Annotated in this window: 12 protein-coding genes; 7 read left to right on the forward strand and 5 right to left on the reverse strand. The window is 74.1% G+C overall.

All coding sequences use genetic code 11. From position 1 onward, the window contains the following. Nucleotides 1-17: 17 nt before the first annotated feature. The 5 genes from ABZ858_RS06370 to ABZ858_RS06390 all read right to left on the reverse strand — a co-directional run bounded on the left by ABZ858_RS06370 (nucleotide 18) and on the right by ABZ858_RS06390 (nucleotide 7,220). Nucleotides 18-1,946 carry a RiPP maturation radical SAM C-methyltransferase gene (locus ABZ858_RS06370; RefSeq protein ID WP_361373270.1) on the reverse strand — a complete coding sequence of 643 codons (1,929 nt, stop codon included), beginning with the start codon at nucleotides 1,944-1,946 and terminating at the stop codon, nucleotides 18-20. Nucleotides 1,947-2,090: 144 nt separating this feature from the next. Continuing rightward, a complete protein-coding gene (locus ABZ858_RS06375) occupies nucleotides 2,091-3,932 on the reverse strand; it encodes an alpha/beta fold hydrolase (RefSeq protein WP_361373272.1) in 1,842 nt (613 codons plus the stop codon). After that, a complete protein-coding gene (locus ABZ858_RS06380; protein WP_361373274.1) occupies nucleotides 3,929-5,170 on the reverse strand; it encodes an MFS transporter in 1,242 nt (413 codons plus the stop codon). The genes ABZ858_RS06375 and ABZ858_RS06380 overlap by 4 nt, the downstream gene beginning before the upstream one ends. 463 nt (nucleotides 5,171-5,633) lie before the next feature. Further along, nucleotides 5,634-6,359 carry a dipeptidase PepE gene (gene pepE / locus ABZ858_RS06385; protein WP_361373276.1) on the reverse strand — a complete coding sequence of 242 codons (726 nt, stop codon included), beginning with the start codon at nucleotides 6,357-6,359 and terminating at the stop codon, nucleotides 5,634-5,636. Nucleotides 6,360-6,395: 36 nt separating this feature from the next. Beyond that, entirely contained in the window at nucleotides 6,396-7,220 is an 825-nt protein-coding gene (locus ABZ858_RS06390) for an IclR family transcriptional regulator (protein ID WP_361373278.1), read from the reverse strand. Between the two features lie 163 nt (nucleotides 7,221-7,383). On the opposite strand from ABZ858_RS06390, the gene ABZ858_RS06395 reads away from it, so the two are divergent. From ABZ858_RS06395 to ABZ858_RS06425, 7 genes are all read left to right on the forward strand, one after another. Continuing rightward, nucleotides 7,384-8,337 carry a DUF1177 domain-containing protein gene (locus ABZ858_RS06395; RefSeq protein WP_361373280.1) on the forward strand — a complete coding sequence of 318 codons (954 nt, stop codon included), beginning with the start codon at nucleotides 7,384-7,386 and terminating at the stop codon, nucleotides 8,335-8,337. Nucleotides 8,338-8,339: 2 nt separating this feature from the next. After that, the gene (locus tag ABZ858_RS06400; protein WP_361373282.1) at nucleotides 8,340-9,746 is read left to right on the forward strand and encodes a cytosine permease; all 1,407 of its coding nucleotides are present in this window, start codon (nucleotides 8,340-8,342) and stop codon (nucleotides 9,744-9,746) included. After that, nucleotides 9,743-11,080, forward strand: a complete 1,338-nt coding sequence (locus ABZ858_RS06405) for a M20/M25/M40 family metallo-hydrolase (RefSeq protein ID WP_361373284.1) — start codon at nucleotides 9,743-9,745, stop codon at nucleotides 11,078-11,080. The genes ABZ858_RS06400 and ABZ858_RS06405 overlap by 4 nt, the downstream gene beginning before the upstream one ends. Before the next feature lie 130 nt (nucleotides 11,081-11,210). Continuing rightward, a complete protein-coding gene (gene ykgO / locus ABZ858_RS06410; RefSeq protein WP_361373286.1) occupies nucleotides 11,211-11,333 on the forward strand; it encodes a type B 50S ribosomal protein L36 in 123 nt (40 codons plus the stop codon). Between the two features lie 276 nt (nucleotides 11,334-11,609). Then, a complete protein-coding gene (locus ABZ858_RS06415) occupies nucleotides 11,610-13,970 on the forward strand; it encodes a SpoIIE family protein phosphatase (protein ID WP_361373288.1) in 2,361 nt (786 codons plus the stop codon). A 28-nt stretch (nucleotides 13,971-13,998) separates the two neighbouring features. Further along, nucleotides 13,999-15,027 carry an iron-siderophore ABC transporter substrate-binding protein gene (locus ABZ858_RS06420; protein ID WP_361373290.1) on the forward strand — a complete coding sequence of 343 codons (1,029 nt, stop codon included), beginning with the start codon at nucleotides 13,999-14,001 and terminating at the stop codon, nucleotides 15,025-15,027. Next, nucleotides 15,024-16,118, forward strand: coding sequence for an erythromycin esterase family protein (locus tag ABZ858_RS06425; protein ID WP_361373292.1), 1,095 nt, complete (start codon nucleotides 15,024-15,026; stop codon nucleotides 16,116-16,118). The genes ABZ858_RS06420 and ABZ858_RS06425 overlap by 4 nt, the downstream gene beginning before the upstream one ends. The last annotated feature ends 18 nt before the right edge of the window (nucleotides 16,119-16,136 follow it).

Consider the following 16,136-nt stretch of genomic DNA (forward strand, 5'->3'; position numbering starts at 1 on the left):
TCCTCCTCGGGGCGCGGTCATACGGTGACGGGCTCGGCGGGCACCGGCCTCGCGGCCACCGGTTCCGCCGCGTGCGCGTGGCGCATGAAGTCCAGCCGGAGCAGGTCCTCGTTGACGGCGGCCGGGGCGATGTGGACGTACTGGCCGCCGTCGGTGAAGACGATCCCGAGCGCCGCCCACGAGTCCAGGAGGCGGCGCACGGCGTCCTCGTCCCGGGCGTCCGCGGGCGCCTTGCGCGCGGCCTTGCGGGCCAGCGCGGCCGGGGTGTGCGGCTGGTCGAGGAGGCGGAAGGCGGCCAGCTCGAAGGGGTCGGTGAGCTGCCGCGTCCGCCAGTCGAAGGCGCGGCGCCGGGAGATCAGCACGATCCGGTCGCCCAGGTCCTCATGGGTCAGCCGGGCGTCGGCGTGGTGCTTCTTCCAGGCGGCCAGCGCGTCGTTCAGCGCGGTCACCGTCGGCTCCCCGATACCACGCGCCGGCGCCTCGAAGACGTACGCGAGGTCGTACAGTTCCTCCTCGGGCAGGTCGTAGGTGAAGCGGTAGTGCTCCTCGGGCCGCAGCCCGGTGAAGCCGAGTTCGGGCCGCTCGAAGTACGGGCTGAACCGCTCGATGGCGATCCGGGCCGACAGGTCGACCGGCGGGTCGAGGTGCTCCAGCGCCGGGATCTGCGCGATCACCGGTTCGTAGTCGGCGGTGGTCTCGCCGGGGAAGCCGTGCAGGTAGTTCCAGGCGACGGACAGCCCGGTCTCCGCGCCGTCGCGCAGCATCCGCACGTTCTGGCAGCCGCTGACGCCCTTGTCCATCAGGTCCAGGACCCGGTCGTTGAGCGACTCGATGCCCGGCTGGACGTAGATCATCCCCGCCTCGGCGAGGGTACGCAGCTGCGGGCGGCGCATGTTGGCCTTGATCTCGATGTGCAGCCGCAGGTCGTACGGGCTCTCGATGATCCGGGGCAGCACGGTCGTCAGGTAGCCCATGTCGAGGATGTTGTCGACGACGTACATGTCCAGGACCCGGTGGCGGCGGGCCAGTTCGACGATCTCCTCGTAGAACGTGTCCGGGCTCTTGGAACGGAACTCCATGAACGAGCCGTTGAGCCCGCAGAACGTGCAGTGGTGCTTCTCGCCCCACCAGCAGCCCCGCGCGCCCTCCACGACCAGCTTGGGCTCGACCCAGTTGCGGGCGACGGAGGCGGCAAGGCGCTCGAAGTAGCCGCTGTAGTCGGGCGGCAGGATCGCGGCGGGCGGCAGCGGACGGGTGGCCATGGGGTTGGCGACGCTCTCCCCGTCCGGGCCCCGGTGGCACAGCCCGGGCACCCCGGCGAGGTCCAAGCCGTCGCCGAGCGCGGTGAGCAGCTGCGGGAACGCGGCCTCGCCCTCGCCGCGTACGACATGGTCGACGAAGGGGAAGTTGCGGTGCACGGCGGCGCCCTGCGCGCCGTCGCAGTTGGCGCCGCCCATGACGGTGACGATGTGCGGGGCGAGCTGCTTGACCCGGCGGGCGCAGGCCAGCGCCGCGGCGTTCTGCTGGAAGGTGGAGGTGAACCCGACGACGTCGGGCGCGTGGGCGACGATCCGCCGCGCGATCTCGTCGACGAACTCCGGGACCACCCGGTGCAGCGCCCGCGTCATCTCCATGCGCGACTTCTTGAGCTTGCCGCGCATCACCGCGGTGAACTCCTCCTCGCGCCAGGCCGGGTCGTCGTAGAGGGCGGAGGAGAACACCCAGTCGCCGCAGCCCATGAAGTAGGACGACAGCGCGTAGTACTCGTAGTCGTCACCGGTGAACTCGGTGCGGGCGGTGATCCAGTCGGTGAATTCCAGATTGGCGTGCAGGACCTCGGCCTCGGCGCCGGGCACGCGCTCGTCCACGCTGCGTTTGAGGATTCCCAGCGCTAGGGACGGGAGGTCGATGGGCGACCAGGGCATGTTGACCAGCAGGACACGCATGTCGGCTCCTCGGGGATGGGGGACCGGACGGCCCGGCGGTGCACCACCGGGCCGTCCGGCGGGGGTCAGTCCTCGTCCGCGTCCTCGGCGTTGCGGAACGGGACGGTGACGGTGATGCCGACGCTCGGCTTGCGGTTCTCCTCGTCACCCGCGAGCGGGTCGTTGTGGATGATGTCCTTCTGCATGGGACCTTCTCCTCTCCGTGAGGTGTTCTGCGGTGCGGTGTTCCCCGCTCCGGACGGAGCGGGGCGTCTGGGGGCGGCGGCGCGGGCCGCGCAGTTCCCGGTCGAGGAAGACCACGGCCCGGCGCAGCACGGTGACGTGGTCGCCGCCGTCGTAGCCGTCGTGGCCGGAGTCCAGCCACAGCGACTCGTGCCGGACCGAGGCCGCGTCGAGCGCGGCGAGATAGGCGCGGACCTGGCCGGGCGGGCATTTGGCGTCATGGGTGGCGGCGGCCACCAGCAGCGGGGCGCGGACCCGGTCGGCGTAGTGCACGGGGGAGCTGCGCGCGTAGCGCTCGGGGACCTCCTCGGGGGTGCCGCCGAAGAGCCGTTCGTCCAGGGCGCGCAGCGCGGGCGTGCTGGTCCGGTGGGCGGCCGCGCAGTCGGCGACCGGCTTGACGGCGACGCCCGCCTGCCACAGGCCGGGCCGGGTGCCGAGGGCGAGCAGCACGAGGTAGCCGCCCCAGGAGGTGCCCCACAGCCCCACGGCGTCCGCGCGGACCAGCCGCCGCGCGACGAGGTCGGCGCGCACCGACGCCAGGTCCGCGACCTGGGTGAGGCCCACTCCCGCGCCGAAGGCGCGCCGCCAGCGCGGGCCGTACCCGGTGGAGCCGCGGTAGTTGACGCGGGCCACGGCGAAACCGGAGGCGACCAGGGAGTGCACGACGCCGTCGTAGGCGTCGCGGTCGTGGTCGGCGGGGCCGCCGTGCACCAGGAACACCGCCGGGCCCGGGCCGCGCGCGTCGTCGGGCAGGCTGAGCAGGGTGTGCACGGGCCCGTCGGGCCCCGCGGTCCACACGTCCCGGTGGGTGCCGGGCACCCGGTCGGCGACCGTGGGCAGCACGGGCAGCGCGGTGCCCCGGGTGGAGCACAGCCGGGGCGGCCGGCCGGTGGACGTCCAGAGGCAGTGGAGGTCGCCGCCGGGCCGGGTGGCCGCGTCCAGCAGGGTGCCCGGCGGGGTGGGGACGGGGGTGAGGGTGCGCGCGGTGAGGTCGGCGCGGTGCAGGGCGGAGCGGCCGTGGCGGTCCTGGCGTACCAGCACGGACCGGCCGTCCGGCTCCCAGCGGGCGGTGATCTCGGTGTCGAAGGAGCACCAGTCGTGTGCGGCGGGCCCGGTCGCCGGCCGCCAGGTCACCAGGACGTAGCGGTCCTCGCACTCGCGGATCAGGAGCAGTTCGTCGCCGTCCCCGGCGGGCGCGAACCCCAGCGACCACAGCCGGCCCGCGCCGCCGCCGGGCAGCACGGCCGCCACGGCGCCCGCGTCGGTGAGGACGGTGACGGCGTCCGGTCCGGCCAGGGCGAGCAGCCGGCCCGAGGGGGTGATGCCGGTGAGCGTGGCGTGGCCGTCGAGCCGGGCGACCGTGCGGGCCGTGCCGCCGCGCGGGCCGGTGTGGACGGTGGTGGACCGGCCGTCCCCGAGCGCGATGGCGACGGTGCCGCGGTCGCTCACCGCGAGGCCGCGCGGCAGCCCGGACGGTACGCCGGCCAGCCCGGCCCGGTCGGGTCCGCCGGCGAACGGCTGGAACCGCCACCGCCCCGCCCCGCGGGCGTCCTCGTCGAACCACCACACGTGCGCGTCCCGGTCGATCGCGCCGTGCAGGGTGCCCCGGGGGCGGCGGGTGACCTGCCGGGCGCGGCGGGCGGCGGCGTCCCAGGTGAACACCTCGCACCGGCCCTCGGCGTCGGCGGTGAACACCATCTTCGCCGGGTCGCCGGCGCACACCTCCGGCAGGGCCGCCCGGTACACCTGGTAGCCGCCGGTCACGCGGTCACCCCGGTGGCGAGGGCGCCGCGCACCGGGCGCCGTGAGGTGTGCACCGCCAGGGCGGCCAGCGTCACCCCGCAGGCGACCGCCGGCGCGGCGGTGGAGACCCGGTCGGCGAGGGCACCGGACAGCACCGGGGCCAGGGCCGCGGCGCCGGTGGTCGCGGTGGCCAGGACCGCGCCGGTACGGGCCTGCAGCGCGAGCGCGGTGGCCTGCAGGGCGCGGGCCTGGAGCAGCACCGAGGCGAGCGGCATCAGCAGGCACACCAGGCTGAACAGCAGCCCGTACGCCCAAGCCCCGGTGGTCATGGCCAGCGCGGCGGCGAGCGGGACGAGCAGCCAGGTCACCCCGGTCACCACGCGTGCCGCGCCGAGCCGCCGCACCACCCCCGGCGCGGCCAGCGCCCCCGCGAGGCCGGCGGCGCCCGAGGCGGCGAGCACCGCGCCGAGCACGGCGCCGCCGTGGCCGCCGCGCTGGAGGGCGAAGACGGCCTGGTAGTACAGCGCCACCACGACGAGGTTGACCGTGGCGCTCCACACCAGGACCAGGCGCAGCAGCGGGGAGGAACGCACCAGGCGCAGCCCGGCCGCGCTCTCCCGCAGCAGTGACTCGCCGGGCTCGGCCGGGGCCGGCGCGGTGAGGTCCGCGCGCATGGCACCCACGCACACGGCGCTGACCACGTAGGACAGGGCGTCGGCGAGGAACGGGAAGGCGCGGGCGGCCTGGTAGAGCACACCGCCGAGCGCCGGGCCGGTGATCAGCGCGCCCTGGTCGGCGGCGGCGAGTCGGGAGAGCGCACGGGGCTGCTCGGGGCCCGGGCAGACCAGCGCAACCGTGCCGCGCGCCGCCGCCTCGAAGCAGGCGGTCGCGAACCGCTCGACGAGCACGGCGGCGAGGACCAGCGTCAGCGGCGGCCGGCCGGTGGCCAGCGCGAGGGCCACGCAGCCCATGGCGAGCGCGGCGACGGCCGCCGACCCGAGCAGCACGCGCCTGCGGGCGCCCCGGTCGACGGGCACGGCGACGAGCGGGCCCAGCAGCAGTCCGAGGGCGGTGGAGACACCGGCGACCAGGCCGACCACCTGCGGCGAGTTGCCCAGGCCCAGCAGGAGCAGGGGGAGGACGGCACCCGATGCCTGGCTGCCGATCCCGTCGGCGGCGTTCGCCCACCACAGGAGCCGGAAGTCGCGTGACCCCGTCCGGTCGCGGGACGGTCGTGCGGTTGCCGCTGGCCGTTCCACGAAGCACCTCACCGATGTGGCGAAAACGTGCAGAGAGTGTGGCGAGAACGAAACGAGCGGGATCGTATTCCGGCCGGAACAAGCGCCACAAGAGCCCCTCGCGACTGGCCGGATCCGGACGGTGGGGCGCGGGGTGGCGACCGGGACGGCCCCGCACGGAAATGAGAGATGATCATTCCGTCACAGGAAGGCGAATGGCTCCTTTTCTCCTGGAGGAATGCGCGAGAACCGCCGCGTCCCGGCCGGGGGCGGGGCGGTGAGGTGCCCGGCCGGACAACGCACCGCGTACGGCCGGGGGAGGCGGCCCGAGGACGCTTTCGGCCGAGAATGTTCGCCGCGACGACCGGACACCGCTGGAGCCGGCGGCCTGCTCACCGCCGGGGCCTGCGCGGTGCTGCTCGGCGGGCGGGTGCGGCGCAACGGCAGCGGACCCGAGCCCGCCCGATGACAGCGGAGCGGGGGACTACGCCCGCCGGTCGAACGCCGGGGTCACCGCGAGCAGCTCGGACACGTCCGATCCGGAGGCCAGCTCCCGTGGCCGCGCGCCCCGCCGGAACAGCCGCGCCGGACGCTCGCCCCCGATCGTGGCCCGGCTGTCCGCCACCCGCAGCCAGGAACCCTCGCGCAGCCCCAGGACCGGCACGTCGTTCTCCTCCAGGAACTCCGTCAGCCGCTCCTCGCGGGTCTCGCCCTTGTGCGTGGAGCCCGGGTCGGGGTCCAGGTAGTGCGGATTGATCTGGAAGGGCACCAGGCCCAGCGCCTCGAAGGACGGCGGCTGCACGATCGGCATGTCGTTGGTGGTGCGCAGCGTGGGCGCGGCCATGTTGGTGCCCGCGCTGGCCCCCATGTAGGGCAGCCCGCCCCGCACGGCGTCCCGCAGCGCCTCCCGCAGCCCCGTCCGGTACAGGGCGCTCAGCAGCCGGAACGAGTTGCCGCCGCCGACGAACACGGCGTCCGACGCGGCCAGCCGCGCCAGCGGGTCACCGCCCTCGTGCACCCCCCTCACCTCGATCCCGGCCCCCGCGAGCGCGTCGCGCACCTTGGCGGTGTACGCGTCATGGTCGGCGAGCGCGTACGGCACGAACGCCAGCCGCGCCCCGGCGGGCAGGAAGCCGGTCACGGTGTCCAGCGCGTGTTCCAGGTAACCGCGGCCGTACTGGGTGGAGTTGGACAGGAGCAGCAGATTCACGGGGTGTTCCTCATCGACGGGTGCGACGGTCATGTGTCAGGCCGGGCGGGTGGTCCGGGGCCGGCGGTGGTGCTGCGGCGGGTGCGTCAGCCGCCGCTCCAGCAGCCGGGCGGCGCGGCGCAGCGCGTCCAGGCGGTCCTCGGGCCCGTCCGGGAAACGCTCCTTGGCGGCGCCCAGGCTGAGGCTGCCGTAGGGCTCGGCGCCGAGGAAGACGGGCACGGCGACGGTACCGATGCCGGCGTCGTACTCGCCGACGGTCCAGGCGTACCCCTGCGCGCGCACCTGCCGGAACTCCCGCTCCAGCAGGTCGGGGTCGGTGACCGTGCGCTCGGTGAAGCGCGCCATGGGGCGGCCGCGGAACAGCCGGTGGCGCTGGTCGTCGGGGAGGAAGGCGTAGTACGACTTGCTGGTGGCGCCCGCGTGCGCCGGGTACAGCTCCCCGACCAGCGGGTAGTAGCGCAGCGGACCCTCCTCGCCCTCGACGGCCGCCACACAGCGCATGTGGAAGCTGTCCGGCAGGCAGAACAGCACCGTGTCACCGGTCGCCGCCCGCAGCTCCTGGAGGACCGGCTCCGCCAGCAGTTCCAGGGAGCCCGAGCGTTCCCACAGCCGGCCCAGGCGCAGCGCGGCCGGGCCGATGCGGTAGCGGCGGGTCGCCGGGTCGGAGACGAGGAAGCCGCGGCCCGCGAGCGTGGACAGCAGCCGCTGGGCGACCGAGGTGTCCCAGCCGAACTCGCCGGCCACCTCCGTCACCCCCCAGTCGGGCCGCGAACGCTCGAAGGCCAGCAGCACCAGCAGGGCACGGTCCACGGTCTGCAGGGCCCCGGCCGGGGTCCTGCGGTCGGCGGGCTGACCGGACACGGCAGCCTCCTCTCTCTGCACTCGCCCGTTCCCGTATCTCGGCACACAGGCATCTCGGCATACAGACGTGAATTGCAGATAGCGGGAAACAGTTGCGGAGAACGTTAACGGGTCCCGAACCTGCTGTCAGCACCGCCCCGGGTGCGGATCAGGAGAGCTGCCCATGTTGAAGTACGTCCTGGACCTCGTCGACCTGCTCGACGACCCCGACGTCGACGGCAAGCGCGTCGCCGCCCACCTCGACACCCTCGCGGGCCCCGAGGGCTCCGGTGCCCAGGTCACCACCGTCACCGGCGAGCGCGGCTCGACGGACTTCGTGCTCGTGCGGATACCGGGCCGCAACGGCCGCGCCCGCGGCGGCCCGGCCCGCACCCTCGGCGTGGTGGGCCGCCTGGGCGGGGTCGGCGCGCGCCCTCAGATGACCGGGCTGGTTTCTGACGCCGACGGCGCCCTCGCCGCGCTGGCCACCGCCGCCAAGCTCCTCGACATGCGCCGCCGGGGCGACGTCCTCGACGGCGACGTGGTCGTCGCCACCCACATCTGCCCGAACGCCCCGACCGCGCCGCACGACCCCGTCCCGTTCATGGACTCACCCGTCGACATCGCCACCATGAACCGGCACGAGGTCACCGCCGACATGGAGGCGGTGCTCTCCATCGACACCACCAAGGGCAACCGGATCATCAACCACAAGGGCCTGGCCCTGTCGCCCACCGTCAAGGAGGGCTGGGTGCTCCGGGTGAGCGAGCAGCTCGGTGAACTGCTCGCCGTGGTCACCGGTGAGCCGTTGGTCACGTACCCGGTGACCACCCAGGACATCACCCCGTACGGTAACGGTGTACACCACATCAATTCGATCCTGCAGCCGGCCACGGCGACCTCCGCCCCGGTCGTGGGCGTGGCGGTGACCTCCGCGGCGGCGGTGCCCGGCTGCCAGACGGGCGCGAGCCACGAGACCGACATCGCGGCGGCGGCCCGGTTCGCCGTGGAGACCGCGAAGGCGTACGGCGGCGGCCGCCTCGGCTTCCACGACGAGGCCGAGTTCGCCGCCCTCGTCTCCCGCTACGGCCCGCTGGCCCACCTGCAGACCCTCGGCAACGCCCCCAGGGAGTCGTGAGCATGGCTTCACACGAGAACACGGCCGCGCCCCCGCAGCCGGGCGGCGCCAAAACCGTCGGCAGCGACGACTACGCGCTGTCCCGCGTCCCGCGCGACAAGCGGCTCGGCTTCTGGACCATGCTGCTCCAGTGGCTGGCCCAGTCGGGCTCCATCTCGCAGTTCACCCTGGGCGCCACCATCGGCGTCGGCATGTCCTTCGCCGGCGCGTTCTGGGCCTTCACCCTCGGCGCGGTGATCCTGGAGGTGGTGATCTTCGCGATCGGCCTGGCCGGCATGCGCGAGGGCCTGGCGACGCCGCTGCTGACCCGCTGGGCCGGCTTCGGCCGCAACGGCTCGGCCCTGGTCAGCCTGGTCATCTCGATCAGCCTCGTCGGCTGGTTCGGCGTCCAGAACACGATCTTCGGCGACAGCGTGTCCTCGCTGGCCGGCGGCGCCTCCTGGCTGTGGTGCGTGGTCGCCGGCGTCGCCATCACCGTCCTGGTCATCTTCGGCTTCCGGTACATGGCCGTCTTCGCCAAGATCGTCACCCCGCTGTTCTTCGCGATGGTGGCCTGGTCGGTCACCGACGCGCTCGGCAAGCACTCCCTGTCCGAGCTGATCCACTCCCCGGCCCCCGGCCAGGCGATCCCGCTCTCGGTCGCCGCCACCGCCATCGCGGGCGGCTACATGACCGGCGCGATCGTCTCCCCCGAGATGACCCGCTACAACCGCAGGGGCAGCCACGTCTTCCTGCAGAGCGCCTCGTCGATGATCCTCTCCGAGTACATCGTCGGCCTGACCGGCGTGCTGCTCGGACACATGGTCGGCAACGGCCAGGTCTCCCAGATCGTGCTGTCGACCTCCGGCGTCTTCGGCGTCCTGGTCGTCCTGATGTCCACGGCCAAGATCAACGACTGGAATCTGTACGGCTCCTCGCTCGGCGTCGTCAACTTCTTCCAGGTCGTCTTCGCCAGGCGCCTGCACCGCGGCGCGGTCACCATCGTCCTCGGCATCGCCGGCACCGTGCTGTCCGCCGTCGGCATCATGACCCACTTCACCGACTTCCTGTCCGTGCTCGGCGTCGCCATCCCGCCGGTGGGCGGCATCATCGTCGCCGAGTACTGGGTCGTCCGCCGCATGCGCGCCCCGCTCGACGCCACCCGCGATGCCGGGACCCTGCCCGCCACCTCACCGACCTGGGTCCCGATGTCCCTGGTCATCTGGGCCGCCGCGTTCTGCGTCGGCAAGTTCTACGACGGTGGCATCCCCGCCCTGAACTCCCTGCTGACCGCCTTCGTCCTCTACGCCGTCCTCGGCCTCGCCGGCTGGATCAGGCCGTACGGCACCACCACCGTCGAGGACCACCCCGGCGACACCGGCACCACGACCCCGGCCGCCTCCGGCGCGGCCCCCGTAGGAGCACCATGACCAGCACCGCCCCCGCCCTCGTCCCCGCCTCCGACGAGGCGCAGAAGGAAGTCGTCGACCTGTGCGCGGAGCTGATCCGCTTCGACACCTCCAACCCCACCAGCGACGAGCGGGCCTGCGCCGACTGGGTCGTGGCCCGGCTCGCCGAGGCGGGCATCGCCTCCGAACTGGTGGAGAGCGCCCCGGGCCGCGCCAACGTCATCGCCCGCATCCCCGGCACCGACCCCGCGCGCGGCGCCCTGCTGGTCCACGGCCACCTGGACGTCGTACCCGCCGACGCCGCCGAATGGCAGGTCCCGCCGTTCTCCGGCGAGATCCGCGACGGCTACCTGTGGGGCCGCGGCGCCATCGACATGAAGGACACGGTGGCCGTCATGCTGGCCACCGCCCGCCACTTCACCCGCACCGGCACCCGGCCCGCCCGCGAGATCGTCCTCGCCTTCCTCGCCGACGAGGAGGCGGGCGGCAGGTTCGGCGCCCACTGGCTGGTCGAGCACCGGCCCGAGCTGTTCACCGGCGTCACCGAGGCGATCGGGGAGGGCGGCGGTTTCAGCTACGCCCTCGACGACACCCGCCGCCTCTACCCGATCGAGAACGCCCAGCGCGGCATGGCCTGGATGGAACTGACGGCCACCGGACGCGCCGGACACGGCTCGTCCCCGAACACCGAGAACGCCGTCACCGACCTCGCCGAGTCCCTCACCCGCATCGGCCGCCACACCTTCCCGGTCCGGCTGATCGCCCCGGTGCGCGCCGTGCTGGAGGAGGCCGCCCAGCTCCAGGGCGTCGACGTCGACCTGGACACCGAGGACGCCGGACGACTGGAGGCGGAGCTGGCCAAGCTGGGCCATGTCACCGACTTCCTCCAGGTGGTCCTGCGCAACTCGGCCAACCCCACCATGTTCTCGGCCGGCTACCAGACCAATGTGATCCCCGGCCGGGCCACCGCACGCGTCGACGGCCGCTTCCTGCCCGGCCACGAGCAGGAGCTGATCGACACCGTGGACGCGCTGCTGCTGCCCTCGGTCTCCCGCGAGTGGGTCAACCACGACATCGCGATGGAGACCTCCTTCGACGGCCCGCTCGTCGACGCCATGTGCGCCGCCGTGCGCGCCGAGGACCCCGACGGCCACCCCGTGCCGTACTGCAATCCGGGCGGCACCGACGCCAAGGCGTTCACCAAGCTGGACATCCGCTGCTTCGGCTTCAAGGGGCTCAAGCTGCCCCACGACCTGAACTACAGCCGCCTCTTCCACGGCGTGGACGAGCGGGTGCCGCTGGAGGGACTGCGTTTCGGCGTACGGGTGATGACCCGGCTCTGGCAGGACTGCTGAGCACCACGCGGCACGGCCCGCGGGCGGGGGAACGCACCGGCGGGAGGCGGTGTTGTGCGGCCCGGAACCCGCCGGCACGGCAGGGCGTCCCGCCCGGAGGAGACATGCCGGCCGAGGAGAGGAGAACGCCATGAAGGTGCGCAATTCCCTGCGTTCGCTCAAGGCCAGGCCCGGCGCGCAGGTGGTGCGCCGCCGCGGCCGGACCTTCGTGATCAACAAGAAGGACCCCCGGTCCAAGGCCCGCCAGGGCTGAGCCCGGCCACGGCACCCCACGGCCCGGTCCCGCACGCGGCGGGTCCGGGCCTCCGTCTCGGTCCTTCCTCGGTCCTTCCTCCGTCCTTCGGCGTAGCCGGCGCACCCGGCTCGGGCGGCGCCCGCCGGGGCCGGACCGGAACCGCCCGCCCCGGCACCGGCCCTCGGGGCGGCCGCGTACGTCCTTCCCGCCCCGGTCCGTACCCGTGCGGCTGCCGGTGCGCCCCGGCGGGATTCGGCAGACGATGGGAGGGACCGGAAGCCCCGAGGTGCGCATATGGAGAGCCAGCTGTTTCCGTTCGCCGAGAGCATGGCCGGTGTCGTTCTCGACGGGCAGGGCGTCATCGTCGCGTGGACACCGGCTGCCGAGGAACTGCTGGACCATCGCGCCGAGGACGTCTGCGGCCGGCCCGTGTGGGAGCTGCTGCGGGACCCGGACGCCCGGCCCGTGGCACCGCCGGGGTACGGGCACGACGAGCCTTGGTACGGCGAGGCCGTCCTCCGGCGGGGCTCGGGGGGAGAGCAGAAGGTCGTCTTCCGGGTGCTCCCGCTGTCCGGTGCGAGTGCCGGCGAGGGGGTGAATGCGGATGCGGATGCGGGAGCGGAGGACGGGGGGTGCGACGACACGGCCCGCTGTCTGGTCCTGCTCGCGGCCGCGGCGGACGCCTCCCACTGGCGGCAGGACCGCGCCATCACCCGCGGGCTGTTCCTCCAGGACCGGGTGGGCCTGGCCGTCTTCGACGACCGGCTCCGGCTCGTGCGCACCAACATCCACTTCCTGCCGTACACCGGTGTCCCGGCCGGTCTCACCGGCCGGGCCCTGGCCGACTTCCTGATGCCCGAGGACGCCGCGGAGATCGAACGGCACCTGGGCGGGGTGCTGGAGACGGGCCGGCCGCTGGTCCGCGGCGAGGTGCTGGCGCGGACGCTGGACGACCCGCGGGGCGGGGTCGTGATGGACCTGTCGGCGTTCGGCCTGCGAGCGCCGGACGGCCGCGTGGTCGGGCTGACCGCCCTGTTCACCGACATCACCGAGCTGCACCGCTCGCGCGCCCGCCTGGAACTCCTGCACCGCGCCACGGCCGCGGTCGGCGGTCTGCTGTCCGTCACCGGCACGGGTGAGGAACTGGCCGCGGTCCTCGTCCCGGACCTGGCCGACGCCGCCGTGGTCGAGATCGCGGAGGCCGTCTTCTCGGGCGGCGAGCCCGCCGTCGAACCGGACGGGCGGCTGCCGTTGCGGCGCACCGCCGTCGCCGGTGACGCCCCGGCCCTGAGCGGCGCCGTCCCGGCCGGCCACGGCGAGCCCGCAGCACCGGACGGCGCCCCGCTGGAGCTGACCGCCCCGCTGCGCGCCCGGGGCGTCCTGCTCGGTTACGTCACCGTACGGCGCGAGCCGCACCGGGGCGCCTTCGAACCCGCCGACCTGGACCTGCTGCGCGAGATCGCCGCCCGCGCCTCCCTCGCCCTCGACAACGCCCGCAGCTACACCCGCGAGCACCGGGCCGCGGTCGGCCTGCAGCGCAGCCTGCTGCCGCCGTCCGAGGCCAGCAACGCCGCGGTGACCACGGCCGGCGCCTATCTGCCCGCGGACTCCTCCACCGGTGTCGGCGGCGACTGGTTCGACGTCATCCCGCTCTCCTCGGCCCGCGTCGCCCTGGTCGCCGGTGATGTCGTCGGGCACGGCCTGGGCGCCAGCGCCACCATGGGGCGGCTGCGCACCGCCGTGCGCACCCTCGCCGACCTGGAACTGGACCCGGAGGAACTGCTCGTCCACCTCGACGACCTGGTCGCCCAGCTGGTCGTCGAGGACGGCGAGCCGGAAGGCGCCGAGTGGCGGCCGCTCACCATCGGCGGCACCTGCGTCTACGCCGTGTACGACGCGGTGTCCGGCCGCTGCGCGGTCGCCTCCGCCGGACATCCGCCGCCCGCGGTGATCGACCCTGACGGCGTCGTCACGTACGTGCCGGTCAGCCCCGGCCCGCCGCTCGGGGTCAGCGGTGTGCCCTTCGAGGCCACCGAGTTCGAACTGCGGCCCGGCAGTGTGCTGGCGCTGTGCACCGACGGACTGCTCGAAGAGATCGGCGGCGACCTGGACCGCGGGATGGCCGAGCTGGGCCGGCGGCTGGCCGGGGCCTGCCCCCAGGACCGGCCGCTGCGGGAGGCCGTCCGCGAGATCGTGGCCGGCCTGCCGGCCCACGAACTCGCCGACGACGTCACCCTGCTGCTGGCGCGCACCCGGTGCGTCCCGGCGGCGGACACGGCCGTGTGGTCCATGGAGGCCGACCCGGCGGCGGTCGCGAAGGTGCGCGAGCTTGCCACCGGCCGGCTGCGCGAATGGGGCCTGGAGGAACTGGCCTTCACCACCGAACTGGTGCTGAGCGAACTGGTCACCAACGCCATCCGCTACGCGGGCGGCCCCTTGCAGGTGCGGCTGATCCTCGCGGAGTGCCTGACGTGCGAGGTGTCCGACCCCAGCGCGACCCAGCCCCGGATGCGCCGGGCCCGGCTGACCGACGAGGGCGGCCGCGGCCTGTATCTGGTCGCCCAGCTCACCACCCGCTGGGGCAGCCGTTACACCCGCCACGGCAAGACCCTCTGGGTGGAGCAGAGCCTGCCGCCGCCGCTGTCCGGCCGGTGAGGTGAGCTGGTTAGGTTAGGCTCACCTTATGAAAACCTGGACCGGTCGGCTCCTGCCCGCCGTCGTGGCCGCCCTCTGCCTGGCGGCGGCAGGCTGTTCGAGCGACAGCGAAGCGCCCTCGCACGCCTCTTCCGACGCGAAGACCTCCACCGGCGACCCCGCGGCCTTCCCCGTCACCATCGACTCCGCCGTCGGCAAGGCCACCGTCCCGGCCCGCCCCGAGCGCGTGGTCACCATCGGCTGGGGCAGCCAGGACGTGGCGCTGGCCCTGGGCGTCGTCCCCGTCGGCATGCAGGACATGAGCGGGGACACCGGGGACAGGACCGGCATCCTGCCGTGGGACGCGCCGAAACTGCACGGCGCCAAGCCCAGGCTGCTGAAGTACCTCACCGACGACGTGCCCTACGAGCAGATCGCCGCGCTGCGCCCGGACGTCATCCTCGCGGTCGACTCCGGCCTCACCCGGACCCAGTACCAGCAGCTCAGCCACATCGCCCCGACCGTGGGCTACCCGGGCAAGCCGTGGCTGACCTCCTGGCAGGACCAACTGCGGCTGGTCGGCAGGGCGCTGGGGATGCCCGGCAAGGCCGCCGCGCTGGAGAAGTCGACGAACCGGCTCATCGCCGACGCCAAGGCCCGGCACCCGGAGTTCACCGGCAAGACCGTCGCCTTCGGCTCCGGCACGACCACCAGCAGCTACAACCTCTACCTCTCCTCCGACTCCCGGGTACAGCTGCTGCACCAGCTGGGCTTCACCGTCTCCCCGAGCCTGCCGTCGAAGGCCAAGTCGTTCGCGGCCCAGCTGAGCCTGGAGAAACTCGACTCGGTCGACTCCGACGTCCTGGTCTCCTGGTACCTCAGCAAGCCCGTCCAGCAGCAGTTGGAGGGCAACGCGCTGTTCCGGCGGATGCCGGCCGTCGAACGCGGCGGGTACGTGCCCCTCACCGACCCCGCGATGGTGTACGCGACCAGCGCCGTGTCGGTGCTGAGCCTGCCCTGGATGCTCGACCGCTACCTGCCGCTGCTGAGCACCGCGGCCAAGGGAAAGACCCCGTGACCGAAGGGCACCGGCGGCCGGTGCGGCCGGCCGAGGACACCGGGGCGGCCCCGGTCGGCGCCCCGCCGCCGCTCGACGGCCGGTGCGCGGCCCTCCTCGGCGAACTCGCCGCCGACGCCCGCGTCCTCGGCTGGTCGGAGGGCGTCCACCTGCGCACCGAGTACCTCACCGCCCGCAACGCGGCCGTCCGCCACCTCGTCGAGCGGCACGCCGTCCGGGCGATCGCCGCCGAGACGAACTTCGCGCTGTCCCGGGCCTCCGACGCGTACATCCGCGGCCTGGGCCCGGACGAGCCCACCCCCGCCGCCGTCACCGGCGTGTGGTCCTGGAGCAGCACCCCCCTGCCGGACAACCGCGCGCTGCTGCGATGGCTGCGCCGGCACAACGCCGCTCTCGACCCCGCCCGGCACGTACGGTTCTACGGACTGGAGATGTACGGCACGGGCCCCGGGGAACCGGGCGGCACACCGGAGTCCACCGCGCTCGACGACCTCGCCGACCGCCGGCACGCCGACCACCTGCGCCGCCTCCTGCTGGACCACCGCGCCGCCGGTGGCGACCACCGCGACCTCGCGGTACGCGACGCCGCCCAGTACCTGACGCTCCAGGAGGTCGCCCGCCGCCACCCGGACGACCGGGTCCTCCTCTTCGAACAGGTGGAACACCTCGACCGGCGCGTCCCCGACTCGCTCGGCGCACACCTCGCCCGGCACGAACTCGGCCGCTTCCGCGCGGTCGGCGCGGTGTGGCGCGACGGCGACCCGACCGTACGGTACCCACTGGGCCGCTACCGCGAGCTGAGCCGCCGGCTGCACGACCTGACGCGGGCCGGGCCGGCCGGGCAGGCCGGACCGGAGCACAGCGGCGCCGCCCTGCTCGCCGCGCCCGCCGGATCGGCCGGGTCCGCTGGGGCCGCCGGGTCGGCCGGAGCGGCGGTGTTCGACCTGCGGCCGTGGCGGGCGGCCCCGGGCACGGCCACGTCCGGCGGGTCACCGGCGGCTCACCCCGACGCCCCGCTCGCCGACGCCGCCACCGCCTTCGACGCCGTCCTGTACACCCCCACCCTCAGCCCGGCGGGGCACACTCCCTGAGTCCGGCGCGGCGCACCC

It is taken from the genome of Streptomyces sp. NPDC047017, from assembly GCF_040644175.1.
Taxonomy (GTDB): domain Bacteria; phylum Actinomycetota; class Actinomycetes; order Streptomycetales; family Streptomycetaceae; genus Streptomyces.

Coding starts and splice junctions, on each gene's coding strand:
- ABZ858_RS06420 (WP_361373290.1), top strand. CDS start 13,999: ATGAAAACCTGGACCGGTCGGCTCCTGCCCGCCGTCGTGGCCGCCCTC.
- ABZ858_RS06395 (WP_361373280.1), top strand. CDS start 7,384: ATGTTGAAGTACGTCCTGGACCTCGTCGACCTGCTCGACGACCCCGAC.
- ABZ858_RS06370 (WP_361373270.1), bottom strand. CDS start 1,946: ATGCGTGTCCTGCTGGTCAACATGCCCTGGTCGCCCATCGACCTCCCG.
- ABZ858_RS06415 (WP_361373288.1), top strand. CDS start 11,610: ATGGAGAGCCAGCTGTTTCCGTTCGCCGAGAGCATGGCCGGTGTCGTT.
- ABZ858_RS06400 (WP_361373282.1), top strand. CDS start 8,340: ATGGCTTCACACGAGAACACGGCCGCGCCCCCGCAGCCGGGCGGCGCC.
- ykgO (WP_361373286.1), top strand. CDS start 11,211: ATGAAGGTGCGCAATTCCCTGCGTTCGCTCAAGGCCAGGCCCGGCGCG.
- ABZ858_RS06405 (WP_361373284.1), top strand. CDS start 9,743: ATGACCAGCACCGCCCCCGCCCTCGTCCCCGCCTCCGACGAGGCGCAG.